We start from the raw sequence: 18,957 nt of genomic DNA, 5'->3' as shown, positions 1-18,957 counted from the left end.
AGAGTTTGATCCGGCACTAGGGCACGGCCGGGGCCGCCGCAAGCCGCCGTGCGGCCTCGGCACAGTCGGCGTCGATCTGCGCCTTGAGCGCTTCGAGCGAATCGAAACGCATTTCTGGGCGCAATAGCGAAACCAGTTCGACTGCGATCACCTGGCCATAGAGGCTTTCGGCAAAGTCGAAGAAATGCGGTTCGAGCAGTTCCTTGGGCGGATCGAACGTCGGCCGGATGCCGAGATTGGCAGCACCGTTCAGCACGCGGCCGTCCGCCAGATGGCCGCGCACCGCATAGATGCCATAAGCCGGGCGGAGATAATCGGCCATGTCGACATTGGCGGTGGGAAAACCAAGCTGGCGGCCCACCTTGTCGCCATGGATCACCGGCCCTTCGATCGTGAACGGGCGGGTGAGGAGGCGGGCTGCGGTTTCGCAGTCGCCGGTTTCCAGCGCCTCGCGGATGCGGCTCGACGAAATCTGCCCATCGGCATCGGTGACGGGGGCGACGGTTTCGGTGGTGATGCCATGCGCCGCGCCCAGCATCGCCAGCGTAGCGACATCGCCGGTACGGCCCTTGCCGAAGGTGAAATCCTGGCCCGTGACGATGGCGGTGGCACCGGTGCGCGCGGCGATGCGATCGCGCACAAATTCTTCGGCGCTTTCGCCGGCCAGTTCGGCATCGAAATGAAAGACCAGCATCGCATCCGCGCCGGCATCGGCAAACAGCCGCGCGCGCTGGTCGAGCGTGGTCAGCCGGAACGGGGGTGTATCGGGGCGGAAGAAACGCACCGGATGGGGATCAAAGGTGGCGACGATCAGTGGCCGTCCTTCGGCCTGCGCCCGATCGCGCGCGCGGGCGACAACCGTCTGGTGACCGCGATGGAAGCCATCGAAATTGCCAAGCGCGATCACCCCGCCGCGCAGGCGTTCGGGCAAAGGCGCATCGTTGGTCAGCCGGTCCATCGCGAGAGGGCTATAGAAAAGCGATCACGCCGCCGCAATCAACGGTTGCGCTCGATCGTCACGAAATCGAAATCCGGGCCGCCCAGTTCGCGCTTGGCGACGCGCCATCCATGGCCGAGCGGCGGCATTTTCGTGTCGCCATCGACGGTGCGATGTACTTCGGTCAGTTCGATCGTGTCGGCGACATCCATGAACAGGGCATAGATTTCCGCGCCGCCGATCACCGCGATTTCATCGACCGGGCCGGCAATCGCGATTGCCTCGTCCACCGAATGCGCCACTTCCGCGCCATCGGCCCGCCAGTTCATATCGCGGGTAAGGACGATATGGCGGCGGCCGGGCAGGGGGGCCGGGAAACTTTCGAACGTCTTGCGGCCCATCACCATCGGTTTGCCCATGGTCATTTCCTTGAACCGCTTGAGATCTTCGGGCAGCCGCCAGGGCAGCTTGCCGTCGCGCCCGATGATGTTGTTGTCGGAACGCGCGACGAAGAAGGTGATGCGGGGCCGGCTCATATCGCCACCGGGGCGGCGATGTGCGGATGGGCTTCGTAGCCGAGAATTTCGAAATCCTCATATTCATAGGCGTCGATCGCTGCCGGACGGCGCTTGATCGACAAGGTGGGAAGCGGCTTCGGCGCACGCGTCAATTGTTCGCGCGCCTGATCCAGATGGTTGGAATAAAGGTGGCAATCGCCGCCGGTCCAGATGAAATCGCCCGCTTCCAGCCCGCATTGCTGGGCGAGCATGTGGGTGAGCAGCGCGTAGCTTGCGATATTGAACGGCACGCCCAGAAACACATCGCAGCTGCGTTGATAAAGCTGGAGGCTCAGCCGGCCATTGGCGACATGCGTCTGGAACAGGCAGTGGCAGGGGGCGAGCGCCATTTTCGGCAATTCCGCCGGGTTCCACGCGGATACGATCTGGCGGCGCGAGGCGGGATCGCGGTTGATCAGGTCGATCAGGGCCGCGATCTGATCGACATGGACGCCGCCCGGCCCCTCCCAATCGCGCCATTGCTTGCCATAGACCGGGCCGAGATCGCCGTTCGCATCGGCCCATTCGTTCCAGATGCTGACCTTGCGATCCTTGAGCCAGGCGATGTTGGTATCGCCGCGCAGGAACCACAGCAATTCGATGATGATCGACCGCAGATGCAGCTTCTTGGTGGTGACGAGCGGAAAGCCCTTCGAAAGATCCCAGCGCATCTGGTGACCGAAGACCGACAGCGTGCCGACGCTGGTGCGATCGGCCTGTTCGACCCCTTCGTCGAGGATGCGGCGGATGAGCGCGAGATAATTGTCCATCGCTGCCGCTTATGCCGGGGTGGGGCTTTCCTGTCGATGGTATCCAAAGTCGTCCAAATTCGGAGTCAGCTCGCGTGGACGGGATGAATGAAATCCGTAGCTTATCGGGTAGATCGTCACCGCCAGAGGATCACGCATGGCTGTTATCCTCCTGCCGGAACAGGCAGGCACCGTGCTGGGCAGCAGCGCCGACGCAATTATGTTGTTCGCGCCGCTGTTGGAGAATTTGACCAGCGAGGTGTTGCAGATCGCCCATGTCGATCCGGCAGGTGCGCTGCTTGGCCTGTCCGAAGCGATCATCGGGGATCAGGACGGGGTGGACCTGCCGATCCGGGGCATCGTGCGCGATGCCGTGCTGCTGGACGCCAGCGGTGTAATCTTGGCGCACAACCATCCGAGCGGCGATCCCACCCCCAGCCGCGCCGATCTGGGCGCGACCCGGCGGCTGGGCACCGCGCTGCGCGCGCTCGACATCCGCATCGTTGATCATCTGGTCTGTGGCGGCGGCCACTGGCGCAGTTTCAGGGCGCTGGGGCTGCTTTAAGGTTTGTGGGGCGCGCCTGATGACGGCGCGGCCGATTGCGGGGCGACGAACACGCAGGGCTTGATCGCATCCGGGGCTGGCCGCGGGCCGCGCGCTTCGTACATGGCGAGGAAGCCACCCGCGGACGGCATCGCGATCCGTTCGACGCGGGCATAGCCGACGGCGGCCATCTCGCAATCGAGCAAGGCGGGCGGCGTGCCATGTTCGGCGGTCGGCCGGTTCGAATCGACCACAACGACCCTGCCGCCGGGGCGCAGCGCGGGGCGCATCCGCCACAGGAATTCATAGGGCGCGCCGATCTCGTGATACATGTGGACCAAGAAGATGCGGTCGAAACTGTCGGCCGGCAGCTTGGGATCGGCCGGTTCACCCAGCTTGACGCTGACATTGTCGAGCGCTTCGCGGTTGACGCGTTCGGCCAGCGCGTCACGCACCTGCGGCACGATATCCTGCGCCAGCACGCGGCCATCCTCGCCCACCCGGCTGGCCAGGCGGATCGTGTAATAGCCTTCGCCGGCGCCGATATCGGCCACCGTCATGCCGGGGGTGATGCCCGAACGGGCCATCACATTATCGGCTTCGCGCAGCCGATCGCGGGCTTCTTCGGTCGAATAGCGGCTCGACACGATCGGGGCGACCGGGCGGTGCGCCGCCGGGAACGCCTTGCTGGGAACGTCGGCATCGTTTCCGGGCGCGGCGGGGGTACAGGCGGCCAGTAGCGCCGCCGTCATCCCCATCAAGATCGCCGCGCCTGATTTCACTCGACGTCCTCGACCTCGACCTTCTCGCCGGTCACGCGCTGCGACAGCGCGGCGGCCATGAACGGATCCAGCGCGCCATCCAGCACATCGGATGGCGCGGTGGATGTTACGCCGGTGCGCAGATCCTTCACCAGCTGATAGGGCTGGAGGACGTAGGACCGGATCTGGTGGCCCCAGCCGATTTCGGTCTTGGCGGCATAGCCTTCACTGGCCTCGGCTTCGCGGCGCTGCAATTCGCGCTCGTACAGGCGCGCCTTGAGCTGCTTCATCGCTTCGGCGCGGTTCTTGTGCTGCGAACGCTGGTTCTGGCAGGCGACGATGATGCCGGTGGGCACGTGGGTGATGCGCACCGCCGAATCGGTGGTGTTGACGTGCTGGCCACCCGCGCCCGATGCCCGGTAGGTGTCGATCTTCAGATCCTTGTCGAGCACCTCGATATCGATATCGTCATCGACTTCGGGATAGACCCAGACCGACGCGAAGCTGGTGTGGCGGCGCGCGGCCGAATCATACGGGCTGATGCGGACGAGGCGGTGGACGCCGCTTTCCGTCTTGCAGTGGCCGTAAGCGTTTTCGCCGCGGATCATCAGCGTGGCGGATTTGATGCCGGCTTGTTCGCCCGCGTGGAAATCGACGAGTTCGACCTTCATGCCATGGCGTTCGGCCCAGCGGGCATACATGCGCTGGAGCATGCCGGCCCAATCCTGGCTTTCGGTGCCGCCGGCGCCGGCATTCACCTCGATATAGGCGTTGTTGCCGTCGGCTTCGCCGGCCAGCAGGGCCTGCACCTTGTCGCGTTCGGCGCGTTCGGCGAGTGCCGCGAGCGTGGCGACGGCATCGTCGACCATGCCGCTATCGCCTTCGGCCTCCGCCATTTCCATCAGTTCGACGGTATCGCGCACTTCGTTCTCGATGGCGCGCGTCGCGGTGATCGCCTCGTCAAGGCGACGGCGCTCGCGCATCACGTCCTGCGCGGCCTTGGGATCATCCCAAAGTTTCGGGTCTTCGACGCGGTTGTTCAGCTCATCGAGCCGCCGCAACGCGCGGTCCCAGTCGAGGAAGCGGCGCAACAGCGCGAGCGCGTCGTTGATCTGGTCGACATGGGCTTGCGCTTCGGCGCGCATGGTCAGGCTCCTGAACTTAAAACGTCACCCCGGCATGGGGACCGGGATTGTCCCGCCCATGGCGGGGTAGAAATAGGCGACATGCAGGCGGATGCCCGATGCCGATTTGGACGGCGGGTTAATAGATGCCGCCCTCTCTTTGCAAGAAATCGCTGTCGCTGCTTTTGGCGGCGGGGCGTGTTTCGTCGGGGCGCTTGGCGATTTCCTCGCGCCGAATCGTACGACGCGGCTCGCTTTCGGGTTTGAACGCTTCCCAGATGATCGCGGCCTTGGGTTCGCTGCCCGGCCAGCCGCCAAACACCTTGCGCCCGGTTTTCCGATCGATGCGGACCATACGGATGCCCGGCGGCGCGCGGAATGGGACGACCGGCATATCCTTCATCGCCTGAACCGCGAACTGCTTGAAGATGGGTGCTGCAACGGTGCCGCCCTGCGCATAGCCGCCCAGCGAGCGCGGCTGATCATAGCCGAGATAGACCCCGGCGACCATATCGGCCGATCCGCCGACGAACCACACATTGGTCGGCCCGGTCGACGTGCCGGTCTTGCCGAACATCGGCCGGCCGAGATCGCGCAGGATCGTCGCGGTGCCGCGCTGGACGACGCCTTCGAGGATGTGGACCGTCTGATAGGCGGTCATCGCGTCCATCACCTGTTTGCCGCGCGGTTTGGGGCGAGGCATCGGCCCGCCATTATAATCCTTGGCGTTACAGCCCTCGCACGGCCGCGTATCGGCCCGCCAGATCGTCTTGCCGTGACGATCCTGGATATAGTCGATCAGCGTGGGTTTCAGCTCACGCCCATTATTGGCGAGCATCGCATAAGCGTTGGTGAGTTTCAGCACCGTGGTGTCGCCCGCGCCCAGCGAAATGGCGAGCACGGTGGGATAATTGCCGATGCCCATGGCGGCCGCGGTCTTCACCACCTTGTCCATGCCGGTCTGGCTGGCGGCGCGCACCGTCATCAGGTTGCGCGATTGTTCGACGCCCCAGCGCATCGTCTGCGGACCGGCATTGGCGCCGGAGAAATTGCGGAAGCATTTCTGGCCGAGCCGCGCCGACTGATAGACGCAGAATGGCCCGTCGACGATGATCGATGCGGGCGTCATCCCGGCATCGAGGGCTGCGGCATAGACGAACGGTTTGAAGCTCGACCCCGGCTGGCGCATCGCCTGCGTCGCGCGGTTGAACGATGATCCGCGCACGTCGAACCCGCCCTGCATCGCCAGAACCCGGCCGCTATGCGTTTCTTCGGCGACGAAGCCACCCGATACGGCAGGAATGTTGCGCAGCGTGTAGGCGGCCCCCTCGCGCTTCACCACGATCACATCGCCTGGCGCCATGAAATCGAACGCCCGTCCGCCGACGCCGCGCTTGGGCATCGTTGCCGCGCCGGCGTAAAGCGTGCCGGTCGATCCATCGGCGAAGCCGATTTCCGCGCTGCCACCGGATTTGGACAGGATCACGGCCGCGCGCCAATCATCATAGCCGGTGCCGATGGGCGCGGCCGCGAGGCGCGACCGCCAGCCATCGCCCAGGGCGATTTTGGCGGCCGGGCCGCTCCACCCCTTGCCGCGATCATAGCGGACGAGGCCGTCGCGTAGCGCGGTTTCCGCAGCCTGCTGGACGTTCGGGTCGATCGAGCTGCGCACCCAAAGCCCGCCGGAATAAACGCTGTGCGGGCCTTGTTGTGCGGTTTCGCCATAGCGCTCGATCAGTTCGCGGCGCACCTCTTCCATGAAATAGCCGCCAATGTCGCGTCGGGCGGTGGCGGCGCGATGGACGGTGCCGAGTGGCGTTGCGGTGGCAGCGGCGCGCTGCGCTTCGCTGATCCAGCCATTGGCCTTCATCTGATCGAGGACATAGCCGCGCCGTTCCAGCGCGCGGGTGGCAAACCGATCGGGATTATAATTGGCCGGCGCCTTGGGCAGGATCGCCAGATAGGCCATTTCCGGCAGGGTCAGCTGATCGACATCCTTGTCGAAATAGGCGCGCGCGGCGGACTGCACGCCATACGCATTCCGGCCGAGGAATATCTGGTTGAGGTAGAGTTCCAGAATCTGCTGTTTGGTCAGCGCCTGTTCGATCCGGTAGGCAAGGATCATTTCCTTGATCTTGCGCGTCGGCGAATATTCGTCGCCGAGCAGCAGATTCTTGGCGACCTGCTGGGTGATCGTCGACCCGCCTTTGGCGCGTTCGCCCGATCCCACCTTCGAGGCGTAATCGACGACCGCGCCGGCAAGGCCGGTCAGATCGACGCCGCTGTGCGAGAAGAAGGTCTTGTCTTCGGCGGCGAGAAACGCATGGATCAGCATCTGCGGATATTCGTCATAGGCCAGCTCGACGCGGCGTTCGCGTGCGAAGCTGTGGACGGGCATGCCATTGACGTCGCGTACATTGGTCGGAAGTGCCGGCTCATACGCCAGAAGCTGATCGGCATCGGGCAGGTCGCGTGCGAAAATGAGCCAGATCGCCAGCCACAGCAGCAACAGCCCGCCTGCGGCAAAGCTGGCCAGGCGGACGATTCGGCGTTGCCACAAAGCGTGCAGCTTCGGCCCGATGCCGTCGCCCGCCCGTGTGAGCTTCATGTGCACGTTATCGGGCGGGGCGTCTTCCATCGTCTCGGCCATCTAGCAGGTTGAGGCGGCTTTGCCAGCCGTCAGAAGGGTCACTTGCTGGCAAGGCGCCGGGCGAAGTGGAGTTCGACCGCACGGCGCACGCCTTCGGCGATATCGCGCTGGTAGCGCTTCGAAAAGAGCAGCTTGGCGTCGTCTTCGTTGGAAATATAACCGGTTTCTAGCAGCACCGACGGCACATCCGGTGCTTTGAGGACGATAAGCCCGGCAAAGCGGTGAAATTCACTTTTGAACGGTATCTTGGTCGACATTTCGCGCTGCAGGAGCGTTGCGAAATCGGCGGAAACGTTCATCGTTTCGCGCTGGGCCAGATCGAACAGGATCGAGGACACATCCTGATTCTCCCCGCCGAGATTGACGCCGTTGAGCACGTCGGCGCGGTTTTCGCGGGCGGCGAGCGCGGCGGCAACCTTGTCCGACGCGACTTCGGAAAGCGTGTAGATCGTCGCGCCCCGTGCGGCGGGATTGGGTGCGCTGTCGGCGTGCACCGACAAGAACAGGTCCGCCCCCAGCCGCCGGGCGATTTCCCGGCGTTCGCCCAGCACGAGGAACTTGTCGCGGTCGCGCGTCAGGGCGACGCGGACGCGGCCCGATTCGACCAGCTCGTCACGAATGGCCAGGGCGATGGCCAGGGCGGCATCCTTTTCGCGCCGGCCATCGCTGGCGAGGGATCCGGGATCATGGCCGCCATGGCCTGCATCGATCACGACGAGCGGGCGTCCGGTGCCCTTGGCGCCGATGATCGGCGGTAGCTGCGACCCGGCAACCCGGCCGGCGCGGTGATCAAGCGGCACGCGCACTGCGGATCGATCGGTTGGCTTGGGTGCCGTGGCGCGGATGGCGACCGGCGGATCGAACGCCTTGCTGCGGGCCTTGGTGCTGCGCGTGAAGGCGCTGTCACTCGCGCCGGCGATTTCCAGCACCAGGGAACGGCCGTCCGCGGCGAAACCGCCCCTGTGCACCAGCGCCGGGGCGTTGAGATCCAGCACCACGCGCGCCGTATCGTGATTGAACTGGGCCTGGCGGATCGCGGTGACATAGCCACCGGCCTGCCCCCCCGATCCTGCATGGGCGCCGGTGACGTCGATCGCGATGCGGCGCGGATTTTCGAGCGTGAAGGCGCGCGCATGTTCGACGGGGCCGTCGAATCGCAGGGTGATGCTATCGCCGACGATCTCGATTCCCCGGATCGATGCGGCGTCGATCGGGGTTGCCACCAGCGCGGCGAGCAGCATCAACCCGGCAACGCGCGCAAACGCAGCGCCTGAGCTGCCTTCTCCTTCGTTCTGGGCAGGATCCCGCCGGCCCAAGAGCCGGGCGATGCCCTGCGCGATGCGCGAGATCATAATCGTGCGGCCCCTTGGCGCGTTCATTCTCTGCCTTGAAGCATAAGCACCAACTGATCAATTCACCAAAATCCCGGACGATATTTGGCATCGGGCCGGCTGGCGGGACAGCTTGGGTTGCCCCCGGACCATGCAGGTGCTAGCAGCAACAATCCGTACGGCTGCCCTTTATCCAACACGGAAAGGCCCGTCCGGTAAAGGACGCCGCATTCGCGGCCGCCATCTAGGTTGACGCTGCATGAGTCATGATTTCCTGAATCCACGCTGTGCCCATGAAGGCGGCGGCGTGTCGGTTCAGGGCTGCCTTCCGGCGCACCGCGCCGGACATGGCGTTGCAGCAGAGGCAGAGTTTTTCGTTCCCAACCGGGCGCCCTGGCGCTGCATCGACGCGATGCCGCCTGCGCCCCTTTCATATCGCGCGCCGCGCCGTGAACTAACGGCCAGCGGTCGCGCCCGGAGACCAATAAATGACCATGCGCATGCTGATCGACGCGCGCCACCGGGAAGAAACCCGGGTGGCCGTCGTCAAGGGAAACCGCATCGAGGAATTTGATTTCGAATCCGCTGAGCGCAAGCAGCTCAAGGGTAATATCTATCTCGCCAAGGTGACGCGCGTTGAGCCGTCGCTGCAGGCGGCGTTCGTCGATTATGGCGGCAACCGCCACGGCTTCCTCGCATTTTCGGAAATCCACCCGGATTATTACCAGATCCCCAAGGAGGATCGCGAGGCGCTGCTGCGCGAAGAGGCCGAGCACGCCGCCGAAGAAGAGGCGCTGCGCCAGCGCGAAGACGCCGATCACGACCATCATGACGACGACGATCATCATGATGACGATCACCATGACGACGACCATCATGATGATGGCGAGCATGGCGAAGGCGAGGAAGGCGAAGCCGTTCCCCGCCGCCGGCCGACCAGCGCGGGCGGCGCCGATGGCGATGCGGTGGAGGCGTTGCGCACCAAGCGCATGAACCTGCGTCGCCGTTACAAGATTCAGGACGTGATCCGCCGCCGGCAGGTGCTGCTGGTGCAGGTCGTGAAGGAAGAACGCGGCAACAAGGGTGCTGCGCTGACCAGCTATCTCAGCCTGGCCGGCCGTTATTGCGTGCTGATGCCCAATACCGCCCATGGCGGCGGGATCAGCCGCAAGATTTCGAACGCGGCCGATCGCAAGCGGCTGAAGTCGATCATGGCGGAACTGGATCTGCCGAAGACGATGGGCTGCATCGTCCGCACCGCGGGCCTCCAGCGCACCAAGACCGAAATCAAGCGCGACTTCGATTATCTCGCCCGGCTGTGGGACGAGATTCGCGAAAACACGCTGCAATCGGAAGCGCCGGCGCTGGTTTATGGCGATAGCGACCTGATCAAGCGCGCGATCCGCGATATCTATAACCGCGACATCGACGAAGTGATCGTCGAGGGCGAGGAAGGCTATCGTCAGGCGCGCAGCTTCATGAAGCTCTTGATGCCGAGCCACACCAAGAAGATCGCGGCGTATAACGACGCGGTGCCGCTGTTCCAGCGGTTCGGGGTCGAGGATCAGCTTGCGGCCATGTACCAGCCGATCGTTCAGCTGAAATCCGGCGGCTATCTTGTCATCAATCCGACCGAGGCGCTGGTGTCGATCGACATCAACTCGGGCCGGTCGACGCGCGAACATAATATCGAGCAGACGGCGGTCAGCACCAATCTGGAAGCGGCCAACGAAATCGCCCGCCAGTTGCGCCTGCGCGACATGGCCGGGCTGGTCGTGATCGATTTCATCGACATGGAGAACAACTCCAACAACCGTAAGGTTGAAAAGGCGATGAAGGAGGCATTGAAAAACGATCGCGCCCGTATTCAGGTCGGCCGGATTTCGAGCTTCGGCCTGTTCGAGATGAGCCGCCAGCGCCTGCGCACCGGCGTACTGGAAGCATCCACCCGCCAGTGTCCGCATTGCGAAGGCACCGGGCTGGTCCGCACCGCATCGTCGGCCGGCCTGTCGGCGCTGCGCATGCTGGAGGACGAAGCTGCGCGGGGTCGCGGATCGCGCCTGGTGCTGCGCGCCAGCCAGGAAGCGGCTTTCTATGTGCTCAACCGCAAGCGCGAGGAAATCAGCGAGATCGAGGAACGTTATGGCGTCCTGATCGAAATCCTGTCGGATGGATCGCTGGAAGGCGCCCGGATGACCGTCGAATCGTCTGGGCCGCCGCCGGCCTATGCGCCGCGCCTGCCTGCCCCGATCGCGATGGAACCCGAGGATGACGACATTCTCGACATCGAGGATGAGGAAGAAGAGGAAGAGGTCGTCGAGGCTGAAACCGGCGAACGCGAAGAGCGCGAAGGCGAGGATCGTAGCCGTCGTCGCCGCCGTCGTCGTCGTCGCGGTGGCCGTCGCGAGGAAGGCGAAGGCGCGTCGCAAGACGAACAGCAGGGCGACGAAGCCGAAGAAGGCGTGGCCGGCGACGAGCAGGACGAGGAAGCCGACGGCGAAGCCGGTCGCGATGGCGAGGCCGATGGTGAGGCGGACGCCGGAGAACGGGGTGACGGGCGCCGTCGTCGCGGTCGCCGGGGACGCCGTGGTGGCCGCCGCCGGAATGGCGAAGAGGGCGTGAACGGTGACAGTGCCGCCCAAAGCGAGCCTGCCGTCGGAGCGGTCGTCGAGGCCGCCGATACGCAAGCCGTTGTCGAAGTGGCCGTACCTGCGGCGTCCGACGAGGAAGAGGCACCCGCCAAGCCGCGTGCCCGTCGTCGTCCGCGGGCGCGCAAGGAGGCCGAGCCGGCCGTGGCGGAGACCGTCGCTGTCGCCGAAGTCGCCCCCGAACCGGAACCGGTTGCCGTAACGGCTGAGGAAGCACCGGCTGAAAAGCCCAAGCGGACACGGCGCAAGGCGGCCCCCAAGGCGGAAACGGAAGCCAAGCCCAAGGCTGCGCCGAAGACCCGGGCGAAGGCGAAAGCCGCAGCGCCTGTCGCCGCCGAGGCCGCCGAGGAAGGTGCACCGCCGGCCAAGCCGGCCCGCCGCACCCGCGCCAAGGCCGCCGCGGCACCGGCTGAAACCGATGTCGCCGAAGCGGTTGTCGAACCTGTTGCCGAACCGGCGACGGCGGAGACGGCCGATGCGGCCGAAGGCAATACCGGGCCGCGTCGCGGCTGGTGGCAGCGGACCTTCGGGGCGTGAGCCGCTGATCGCGGTTGATCTTCGATATTCGGCCGGCCGGGGTGCACTGCATCCCGGCCGGTTCCGCGTCGTGGGGATGGCGTGTTTTCAGCGCCGGTTCATCCCGGCTGGACGACAGCCCTGCTGATGCGCCGGCTAGCTTGCCCCTCTTGTCCTGATTTCGGCATCATCCTGCGCTGGGTGGTGGTGTTTTTGCTGTCGATGGCCCTGCTGATGCGCCCCGCCGCCGCGCAGTCGATCCTGCGCGACGCGGAAACCGAGGCGCTGCTCAACGATATTGCGCGGCCGATCGTGATCGCCGCCGGACTGGAACCCGGCAATGTCCAGATGATCCTGATCCAGGACAAGGAAATCAATGCGTTCGTGGCCGGCGGCCAGGCCGTTTATATCCATTCGGGCCTGATCGCCGCGGCCGACAACGTCAATGAAGTGCAGGGCGTTATCGCCCATGAAGTTGGCCACATCACGGGTGGCCATATTGTGCGCTTTTCGGAAGGCGCCCGTGCGGCGACGGGTATCAGCCTGTTGTCGCTGCTGCTGGGCGCGGCGGTGATGGCGGCGGGCGGCGGCGAAGCCGGCATGGGCATTCTTTCGGCCGGCCAGCAGGCGGCGATGAGCAAATTCCTCGCTTTTACCCGCACGCAGGAATCGAGCGCGGACGCCGCCGGCGCCAGTTTCATGAAGAAAGCCGGCATTTCCGGTCGCGGATCGGTTTCCTTCTTTCAGAAGCTGCGCAAGGAAGAGTTCCGGCTGTCGTCCAGCTATGCCGACGTCGATCCCTATGCCCGCACGCATCCGATGTCGGCTGATCGCGCGGCTGTGATGGAAGCCGAACTGAAAGGCGATCCGGCCTGGAACAAGCCGACCGATCCGGCGCTGGAAGCGCGTTTCCAGCGAGTGAGAGCCAAGCTTGCGGGTTTCGTTGACGATCCCAAGGTGACGCTGGCCCATTATCCTGAAAGCAATCAATCCATCCCGGCGCGTTATGCGCGGGCTTATGCGTGGCACAAGGCGGCTTATCCGGACAAGGCGGTGGCTGAAGTCGACAAGCTGGTGGCGGTGGCGCCGCATGATCCGTATTTTCTGGAGCTGAAAGGGCAGATCCTGCTCGAATCCGGCAAACCGAAAGATGCGATCGCGCCCTTGCGGGAGGCCGTTGCCACCACCCGCGGCGCCCCGCTGATCGCGTCGCTGCTGGGCCATGCGTTGATCGCGACGGAAGACCCGGCCAACCTGCCCGAAGCGCGCACGGTGCTGCGCAACGCGGTGGCGCGCGACAATGACAATCCGTTTGCCTGGTATCAGCTGGGCATCGTCTACAGCCAGGATGGCGATATCGCGCGGGCGGCGCTGGCGACGGCGGAGCGCTATGCGTTGATCGGTCAGCCGAAGCTGGCGCTGGCCAATGCCGAAACGGCGATGCGGGGCATCCCGCAAGGCACGCCGGATTATGTGAAGGCTGAAGATATCGCATTGACATCGCGCCAGGCTATTGAAGATCAAAAGAAACGCCGGTGACGGCAGCAAGGGGCCGCAGGGCGTGTCAGTGAATCAAAGGGGATATTGGATGGCGGGCATCATTGGTGCGCTGGCCGGTGGTGCGGCGATTGCGTTCGCGGGCATGCAGACGACCGGCGTGGTTCCGGCCAAGGATCGCGCGGCGATCGAGGCGATCGTGCGCGATTATATTCTCCAGCATCCCGAGATCATTCCCGAAGCGATGGAGAAGCTGCAGAACAAGCAAATGTCCCAATTGCTGGCGGCCAACCGCAAGGCGCTGGAAACGCCCTTTGCCAGTGGCTGGGCGGGCGCGCGCGATGGCGATGTCGTGCTTGTCGAATTTTTCGATTATTCGTGCGGCTATTGCCGGCAGGCGGTGGCCGACGTTGATCGGCTGATCAAGGAAGATCCCAAGCTGAAGGTGGTGTTCCGCGAATTGCCGATCCTGGGCGATGCCAGCGATGCGGCGGCAAAAGCGAGCCTTTCGGCCGCGCGGCAGGGGGCATTCTACCCGTTCCACCTGAAATTATACGCCGCCGGGCGGCCGACGCCGGAAACCATCGCGCGCGTCGCGAAGGAGGCCGGGCTGGATCCGGCGCTGGTGACCGCCGACAATAAGGCGCCGGACGTTCAGGCGGAGATCGCCAACAACATTCAACTGGCGCGCGCGCTGCAACTCACCGGCACGCCGGCGTTCGTCATCGGCGATAAATTGCTGCCGGGCGCGGTTGGCTATGAAGCGATGAAGAAAGCGATCGCGGAGGCCCGCGCCGCGAAGAAATAAGCCGGATACCAGCGCATCGGCTTACGGTGCGTCGTTGTTCTCCCGGGCCGGTTGCGCGCGGCCCTTGAAGCCCTGTGCGATGACATACCATTCGGACGAATCCTTGCGGCTGGCCGGTGGCTTGGCGTGCTTGACCGTGGTGAACAGCCGCTTGAGTTCGGCCACCAGATCATTGTCCGCGCCCCCTGCCAGCACCTTGGCGACATAAGCGCCGCCGGGCCTCAGGATATCGGCGGCGAAGGCGCAGCCGGTTTCGACCAGCGCCATGGTGCGCAGGTGATCGGTCTGGGGGTGGCCGGTGGTGTTGGCGGCCATGTCCGACAGCACCAGATCCGCCTTGCCGCCCAGCGCCTCGGTCAGCAGGTCGGGTGCGGCATCATCCATGAAATCCATCTGGAAGATGGTGACGCCGTCGATCGGATCGACCGGCAGCAGATCGATGCCGACGATTGCCGCCTTGGGCGCGGTCCGACGCACGACCTGGCTCCACCCGCCCGGCGCGATGCCGAGGTCTATGACCCGGCTGACACCTTTCAGCAGGTGGAAACGTTCGTCGAGTTCGATCAATTTGTAGGCGGCGCGCGAACGATAGCCTTCGGCCTTGGCGCGGCGGACATAGGGGTCGTTCAGCTGGCGCGCGAGCCAGCGCGTCGACGAGGCGGTGCGCCCACGGCCGGTTTTCACCCGTGTGCGGGCGCCGGATCCACCGCGGCTCATGCCAAAATCCTCATGCGCGTTCCCCTTCACGGGCCATCAACGAGCGCAGGATGCCCTCGCGGATGCCACGGTCGGCGACGCCTAGCCGCTCTGCCGGCCAAATGTCGATGATCGCTTCGAGGATCGCGCAACCCGCAACGACGAGATCGGCCCGTTCGTTGCCGATGCACGGCAATGCGACGCGTTCGGCAATCGACATGGCGGAAAGCCGGCTGCTGATTTCACGCATCGATCGTGACGGGACGATCAGCCCGTCGATCGCGCGGCGATCATAGGTGGAAAGGCCTAGGTGGACGCTGGCGAGCGTCGTCACCGTGCCGCTGGTGCCCAGCAGACGGGCGGGGGCGTGGCCGGTTGCGGCAAGCGTGCTGGCGAACGGGGCGAAGGCCTGGGCAACGCGTGCGCGCATTCGGCCGTAGGCGGCCAGCCGATCATCGCGTTCGGCCCAGTCGTGCGGTTCGCTTTCGGTAAGCGAGACAACCCCCCAGGGCGCCGAGAACCAATCGAGGACGCGGGGGCTTTCGCCCGCAGTGTCGATCAGCACCAGTTCCGTGGAGCCGCCGCCGATGTCGAAGATCAGCGCTGGCCCGTCTCCCGGTTCGAGCAGAATGTGACAGCCGAGCACGGCAAGCCTAGCTTCCTGTTCGGCGGTGATGATGTCGAGCACGATGCCGGTTTCACGATAGACGCGCTGGACGAATTCGCGCCCGTTTTCGGCGCGCCGGCAGGCTTCGGTCGCGACCGATCGTACCAGCGTGACCTGACGGCGCTGCAGTTTTTCCGAACAGATTGAAAGCGCGGCGACGGCGCGATCCATCGCCGCGTCGCTCAACCGGCCGGTTGCCGCCAGCCCTTCGCCCAGCCGCACGATCCGCGAGAAGGCATCGACGACGACGAAACCATTGTCCGAAGGCCGCGCGATCAGCAGGCGGCAATTGTTGGTGCCCAGGTCCAGCGCGGCATAAGTGCGCCTATAGGGCCGCCTGTCGGGCGCGTTGGTGGCCGCTCGCCGCGGAAAATTTCCGCTTCGCGGCGCCGCCATTCCGGGCTGCTGCGCCATGTCCGTTCACTCTTATCTTTCCGGTCGGGCCGATGCCGCCGGGACTTGGGCTGGAGACTATCGGGACATGCCCGCGGCGGCAAGACCGCCCGACCGAGACGAAAAGCCGCATCGTCAGGCGTTGACACGGGGCGGGTGCGCTTCTATCTGGCGCGCCTGCCGTTGCCCCGTCGTCTAATGGTAAGACTACGGATTCTGATTCCGTCTATTGAGGTTCGAATCCTCACGGGGCATCCAGGCACCTCCCACCATCATCGGTTCGTTGCCGTCACGACTGGCCTTTTCACAGGGCTGTTCAGCGCATTCCAAGTTGGCATTCCGACGCCGGGCGATAGAATGCCGGCAACGGGCCGTATCGGATGCGGCCGCTTGAGGGAGAATATGATGTCGGATTCCGCAGCCGCGGCGGGGGATGATAAGCCGGACACCAAGGAGAAAAAGGCAACGCGCCTTACTCCTGCGGGTGTGGGTGTCGGCGTTGCCATCGGTTCGGCGGCGATCGTCGCGGCGCTGCTTTATGCCAACCGCGCCAAGAAGAACGACAAGAAGGCCTGACAGCCACTTATCCTAGAAGTCCGCCGCCAGGGTGAGGGCGATCCCCGACCCCGGCGCGGCATCGCCGGCGACACGGAAACGGCCCTCGATCGCGGCGGTCAGCGTCGTTTGCGCGACAGGCAGCGAAAGCGCGGCACGCGGGCCGATATCGAACCGTTCGACCCCCGGTTGCGCCCCGCCCCAGGCCCCGCCGCCCAGGCGAAGCATCGTCGTGGGCGCGATTGGCTGCCGGTGGACGATACGCAGCGCGCCATCGGCAAACAGGTCGCGCGATCTGGCGCCGACAATGCCCGCCTGGGCATAGCCATCCGCTTCGATGTTCCCGCCCAGATCCCGCCAGAAGCCGCCCGCGCCATAAACCGACCATGCGTTGCGCCCATGGCCGCCGACATCGACGCGCCGTTCAACCGACAGGCGCAGCGGCTGGCCGGGTAGCGGGTGGATATCCACGCCGGCAGCAGCCTCTGCCGCGCGCCGATCGTTCAGCGCGGTGCTGACGCGGGCGGCGAGCGCGAATCGGGCGGGGCCGTCGCGGTTGAGCCGCCATGCGATTCGTGCGGCGGCCTGCCCGCCACCCAATTGCCCACCGGTCGCCAGCGTTTCGCCGCTGCCATTGCGGACGAAGAGATAGGCGCTGCCCGACCAGCGCGAATCGCGGTGCGGCGATGGTGCGGGCGGCGGGGCAGGGAGATCGAAGCTGCGCGGCAGCGGCGCTGGCTGCGCGATGGTGGATGGCTGGGACGGATATTCCCGGCGCGCCGCTGTCGCCTGCAAGACGATTGCGGCATGCGATTCTGGCGGAGGGGCGTCTGCGGTGGCTGCCGGGCGCGGTGCGGTTTGTGCAATCAGCGGGGAGAGCTTTTCCGGGATAGGCTGCCTTGGCGGTACCGATGCGCGGGCTGGCGAGGCGGCGGGTTCGCCGACGGCCTCGGGCATCAGCCACCAGATCCGCCCGCTTACCCAGATTGCGGCGACCAGGGCGAGGAAGCGGATCGGTGGCGATCTCATTCGATGGTGACCGGGAAACGGTGGTGGGTCTTGTCCCAGCGGGCGGCGGCACCGGGCGGGGTGCGCGCGTAGCGCAGGAGCGCGCGCCACGCCGCCATGATGCCGATGATGTTGCTGATCAGCATGCGCGGGCCGGCGCGTAACGCTTCGTGCGGACCATAAACGCGCCACACCATCCAGCAGCGCATCAACAACCGCCAGCCGAGGAACCCGAGATTGATCTGGCACAGCGTGATCAGCAAGGGATCGAGCACCGGGCCGCTGCTGCCGCGCACGGCGTGCAATGTGGTCGACGCGGCCCATAGCAGCAAAGCGAGATAGCCGGCGGTGACGATCAATGCCGACAGGATGGCGCCGCGATCGCGCAGGCGCATCCAGCGTTCGGCGATCCCGCCGCGCCAGCCCAGCCTGTCCCAGCCGGCCAGCGCGATGCCGGTGAGCCAGCGGGTCTTCTGGCGGACGGCGGCGTCGATCGTCGCGGGGAAATAGGCGCGCACCGCCACCAGTGAACGGCCGTCGGCGGTGGGCAGTCGGACAAACACGCCGCGCCCGCCGCCCTCGCCAATCCGCAGGCCGAGTTCATAATCCTCGGTCAGGCTGTCGGCATCGAACGGCAGGCCACCGCGCGCGTCGGCGATACGCTGCATCGCGGGCCGGGCGATCGCGCAGCCGACCCCGGCGGATGGCATCGCCGCGCCGATGGCTTCGCGCACGATGAGCTGTTTTCCGTGGGCTTCCGAAAACTCATCGAGATAGTGACCGGATATCCATGGTGATCCCGGCACGATCAGCGGCATCACCGGCAGTTGGACGAGATCGAATCGTTCGATCAGCCGGTCGAACACGCGCAGTTCGGCGGGGTGCACCACATCTTCGGCATCGTGCAGCACGATGGCCTTGTACGTGGTGCCGGTCGTCGCTTCTTCGGCGCGCATCGCGATCCATAGCCGGTTGAGGCATTCGGCCTTGGTGGTCGGCCCGTCGAGCGAACCGCCGACCAGCCGGACCAGTGCGCCTTTGCCATGATTGGCCTGCACGGTTTCAACCGCGTGCGCGGTCGCCGGATCGTTCGGATATGTGCCGACGAAGATTCGGAAATCATCATGATCGAGATGATCAAGGGCATGGCACAGCATTGCGCCGATGACGTCGCCTTCGTCCCATGCGCCGATGAAGATGGCGATGCAGCCCGGTGCGTCGGGAGGTGGCAGCGTGGCGACCGTGGCGGGCCGATGGCGGCGATAGACCGTCAGCCGGCGCCTGGCCGCGCGCAGCAGCCACAGCGCATCCATCGCGCAATCGTCGATCGCGCCGATCAGCAGTCCGATCGCCGCGAACAACGCGATTTCGCCCAGGGCTGCGTCAAGCAACCCTGACAGCATTTCAGGATTCGGCATCCCCCATATCCCCCGACAAAAACATGTCGGAGCCGTCACAAATATACAAGCTTCGGAAATTGGACGGTTTGTTGCTAAGAAACGGGGCTGGATTTGCC

The 18,957-nt window shown here is 65.2% G+C and carries 16 protein-coding genes and 1 tRNA gene; 6 read left to right on the top strand and 11 right to left on the bottom strand.

The features are described 5' to 3' along the window. Positions 1 to 16: 16 nt before the first annotated feature. From KC8_RS11830 to KC8_RS11820, 3 genes are read right to left on the bottom strand one after another with little or no spacing between them, the layout of a single operon-like run. Positions 17 to 958 (bottom strand): bifunctional riboflavin kinase/FAD synthetase, encoded by a 942-nt coding sequence (locus KC8_RS11830; protein ID WP_010123807.1) that lies wholly within the window; start codon positions 956 to 958, stop codon positions 17 to 19. A gap of 38 nt (positions 959 to 996) precedes the next feature. Continuing rightward, entirely contained in the window at positions 997 to 1,473 is a 477-nt protein-coding gene (locus KC8_RS11825; RefSeq protein ID WP_010123809.1) for a dihydrofolate reductase, read from the bottom strand. Beyond that, positions 1,470 to 2,264 (bottom strand): thymidylate synthase, encoded by a 795-nt coding sequence (locus KC8_RS11820; RefSeq protein WP_010123810.1) that lies wholly within the window; start codon positions 2,262 to 2,264, stop codon positions 1,470 to 1,472. Before KC8_RS11820 ends, KC8_RS11825 begins: the two co-directional genes overlap by 4 nt. A 136-nt stretch (positions 2,265 to 2,400) precedes the next feature. Here KC8_RS11820 and KC8_RS11815 point away from each other — a divergent pair, with 136 nt between their 5' ends. Further along, positions 2,401 to 2,808, top strand: a complete 408-nt coding sequence (locus KC8_RS11815) for a JAB domain-containing protein (RefSeq protein WP_010123811.1) — start codon at positions 2,401 to 2,403, stop codon at positions 2,806 to 2,808. On the opposite strand, the gene KC8_RS11810 is transcribed toward KC8_RS11815, so the two are convergent. From KC8_RS11810 to KC8_RS11795, 4 genes are all read right to left on the bottom strand, one after another. Beyond that, entirely contained in the window at positions 2,805 to 3,545 is a 741-nt protein-coding gene (locus KC8_RS11810) for a class I SAM-dependent methyltransferase (RefSeq protein ID WP_037495387.1), read from the bottom strand. The two genes, KC8_RS11815 and KC8_RS11810, sit on opposite strands and share 4 nt — an antisense overlap. A 20-nt stretch (positions 3,546 to 3,565) precedes the next feature. Continuing rightward, a complete protein-coding gene (gene prfB, locus KC8_RS11805; protein WP_029624298.1) occupies positions 3,566 to 4,693 on the bottom strand; it encodes a peptide chain release factor 2 in 1,128 nt (375 codons plus the stop codon). A gap of 118 nt (positions 4,694 to 4,811) precedes the next feature. Beyond that, positions 4,812 to 7,310, bottom strand: coding sequence for a penicillin-binding protein 1A (locus KC8_RS11800; RefSeq protein ID WP_010123814.1), 2,499 nt, complete (start codon positions 7,308 to 7,310; stop codon positions 4,812 to 4,814). A 50-nt stretch (positions 7,311 to 7,360) separates the two neighbouring features. Beyond that, positions 7,361 to 8,674 carry an N-acetylmuramoyl-L-alanine amidase gene (locus KC8_RS11795; RefSeq protein ID WP_010123815.1) on the bottom strand — a complete coding sequence of 438 codons (1,314 nt, stop codon included), beginning with the start codon at positions 8,672 to 8,674 and terminating at the stop codon, positions 7,361 to 7,363. Between the two features lie 467 nt (positions 8,675 to 9,141). Between KC8_RS11795 and KC8_RS11790 the strand changes: the two genes are divergently transcribed. From KC8_RS11790 to KC8_RS11780, 3 genes are all read left to right on the top strand, one after another. After that, the gene (locus KC8_RS11790) at positions 9,142 to 11,838 is read left to right on the top strand and encodes an Rne/Rng family ribonuclease (RefSeq protein WP_198360942.1); all 2,697 of its coding nucleotides are present in this window, start codon (positions 9,142 to 9,144) and stop codon (positions 11,836 to 11,838) included. 126 nt (positions 11,839 to 11,964) lie between these two features. Then, positions 11,965 to 13,356, top strand: a complete 1,392-nt coding sequence (locus KC8_RS11785; RefSeq protein WP_050805437.1) for a M48 family metalloprotease — start codon at positions 11,965 to 11,967, stop codon at positions 13,354 to 13,356. Between the two features lie 49 nt (positions 13,357 to 13,405). After that, positions 13,406 to 14,122, top strand: coding sequence for a DsbA family protein (locus KC8_RS11780; RefSeq protein ID WP_010126382.1), 717 nt, complete (start codon positions 13,406 to 13,408; stop codon positions 14,120 to 14,122). A gap of 21 nt (positions 14,123 to 14,143) precedes the next feature. On the opposite strand, the gene KC8_RS11775 is transcribed toward KC8_RS11780, so the two are convergent. Both KC8_RS11775 and KC8_RS11770 read right to left on the bottom strand, forming a co-directional pair. Next, entirely contained in the window at positions 14,144 to 14,839 is a 696-nt protein-coding gene (locus tag KC8_RS11775; RefSeq protein WP_029624654.1) for an RlmE family RNA methyltransferase, read from the bottom strand. 10 nt (positions 14,840 to 14,849) lie between these two features. Then, positions 14,850 to 15,899 (bottom strand): Ppx/GppA phosphatase family protein, encoded by a 1,050-nt coding sequence (locus tag KC8_RS11770; RefSeq protein WP_010126380.1) that lies wholly within the window; start codon positions 15,897 to 15,899, stop codon positions 14,850 to 14,852. 163 nt (positions 15,900 to 16,062) lie between these two features. On the opposite strand from KC8_RS11770, the gene KC8_RS11765 reads away from it, so the two are divergent. Both KC8_RS11765 and KC8_RS20100 read left to right on the top strand, forming a co-directional pair. Further along, positions 16,063 to 16,136 (top strand) — tRNA-Gln (locus KC8_RS11765). 147 nt (positions 16,137 to 16,283) lie between these two features. Next, entirely contained in the window at positions 16,284 to 16,454 is a 171-nt protein-coding gene (locus tag KC8_RS20100) for a hypothetical protein (protein WP_192807704.1), read from the top strand. Positions 16,455 to 16,466: 12 nt separating this feature from the next. On the opposite strand, the gene KC8_RS11760 is transcribed toward KC8_RS20100, so the two are convergent. Both KC8_RS11760 and KC8_RS11755 read right to left on the bottom strand, forming a co-directional pair. After that, a complete protein-coding gene (locus tag KC8_RS11760) occupies positions 16,467 to 17,462 on the bottom strand; it encodes a hypothetical protein (protein WP_010126379.1) in 996 nt (331 codons plus the stop codon). Continuing rightward, entirely contained in the window at positions 17,459 to 18,859 is a 1,401-nt protein-coding gene (locus tag KC8_RS11755) for a glycosyl transferase family protein (protein WP_010126377.1), read from the bottom strand. Before KC8_RS11755 ends, KC8_RS11760 begins: the two co-directional genes overlap by 4 nt. Between the last annotated feature and the right edge of the window lie 98 nt (positions 18,860 to 18,957).

It is taken from the genome of Sphingomonas sp. KC8, assembly GCF_002151445.1.
Classification (GTDB): domain Bacteria; phylum Pseudomonadota; class Alphaproteobacteria; order Sphingomonadales; family Sphingomonadaceae; genus Sphingomonas_E.
The sequence above is the reverse complement of the archived record's forward strand: the minus strand, read 5'-3'. Positions and strand labels throughout refer to the sequence as shown.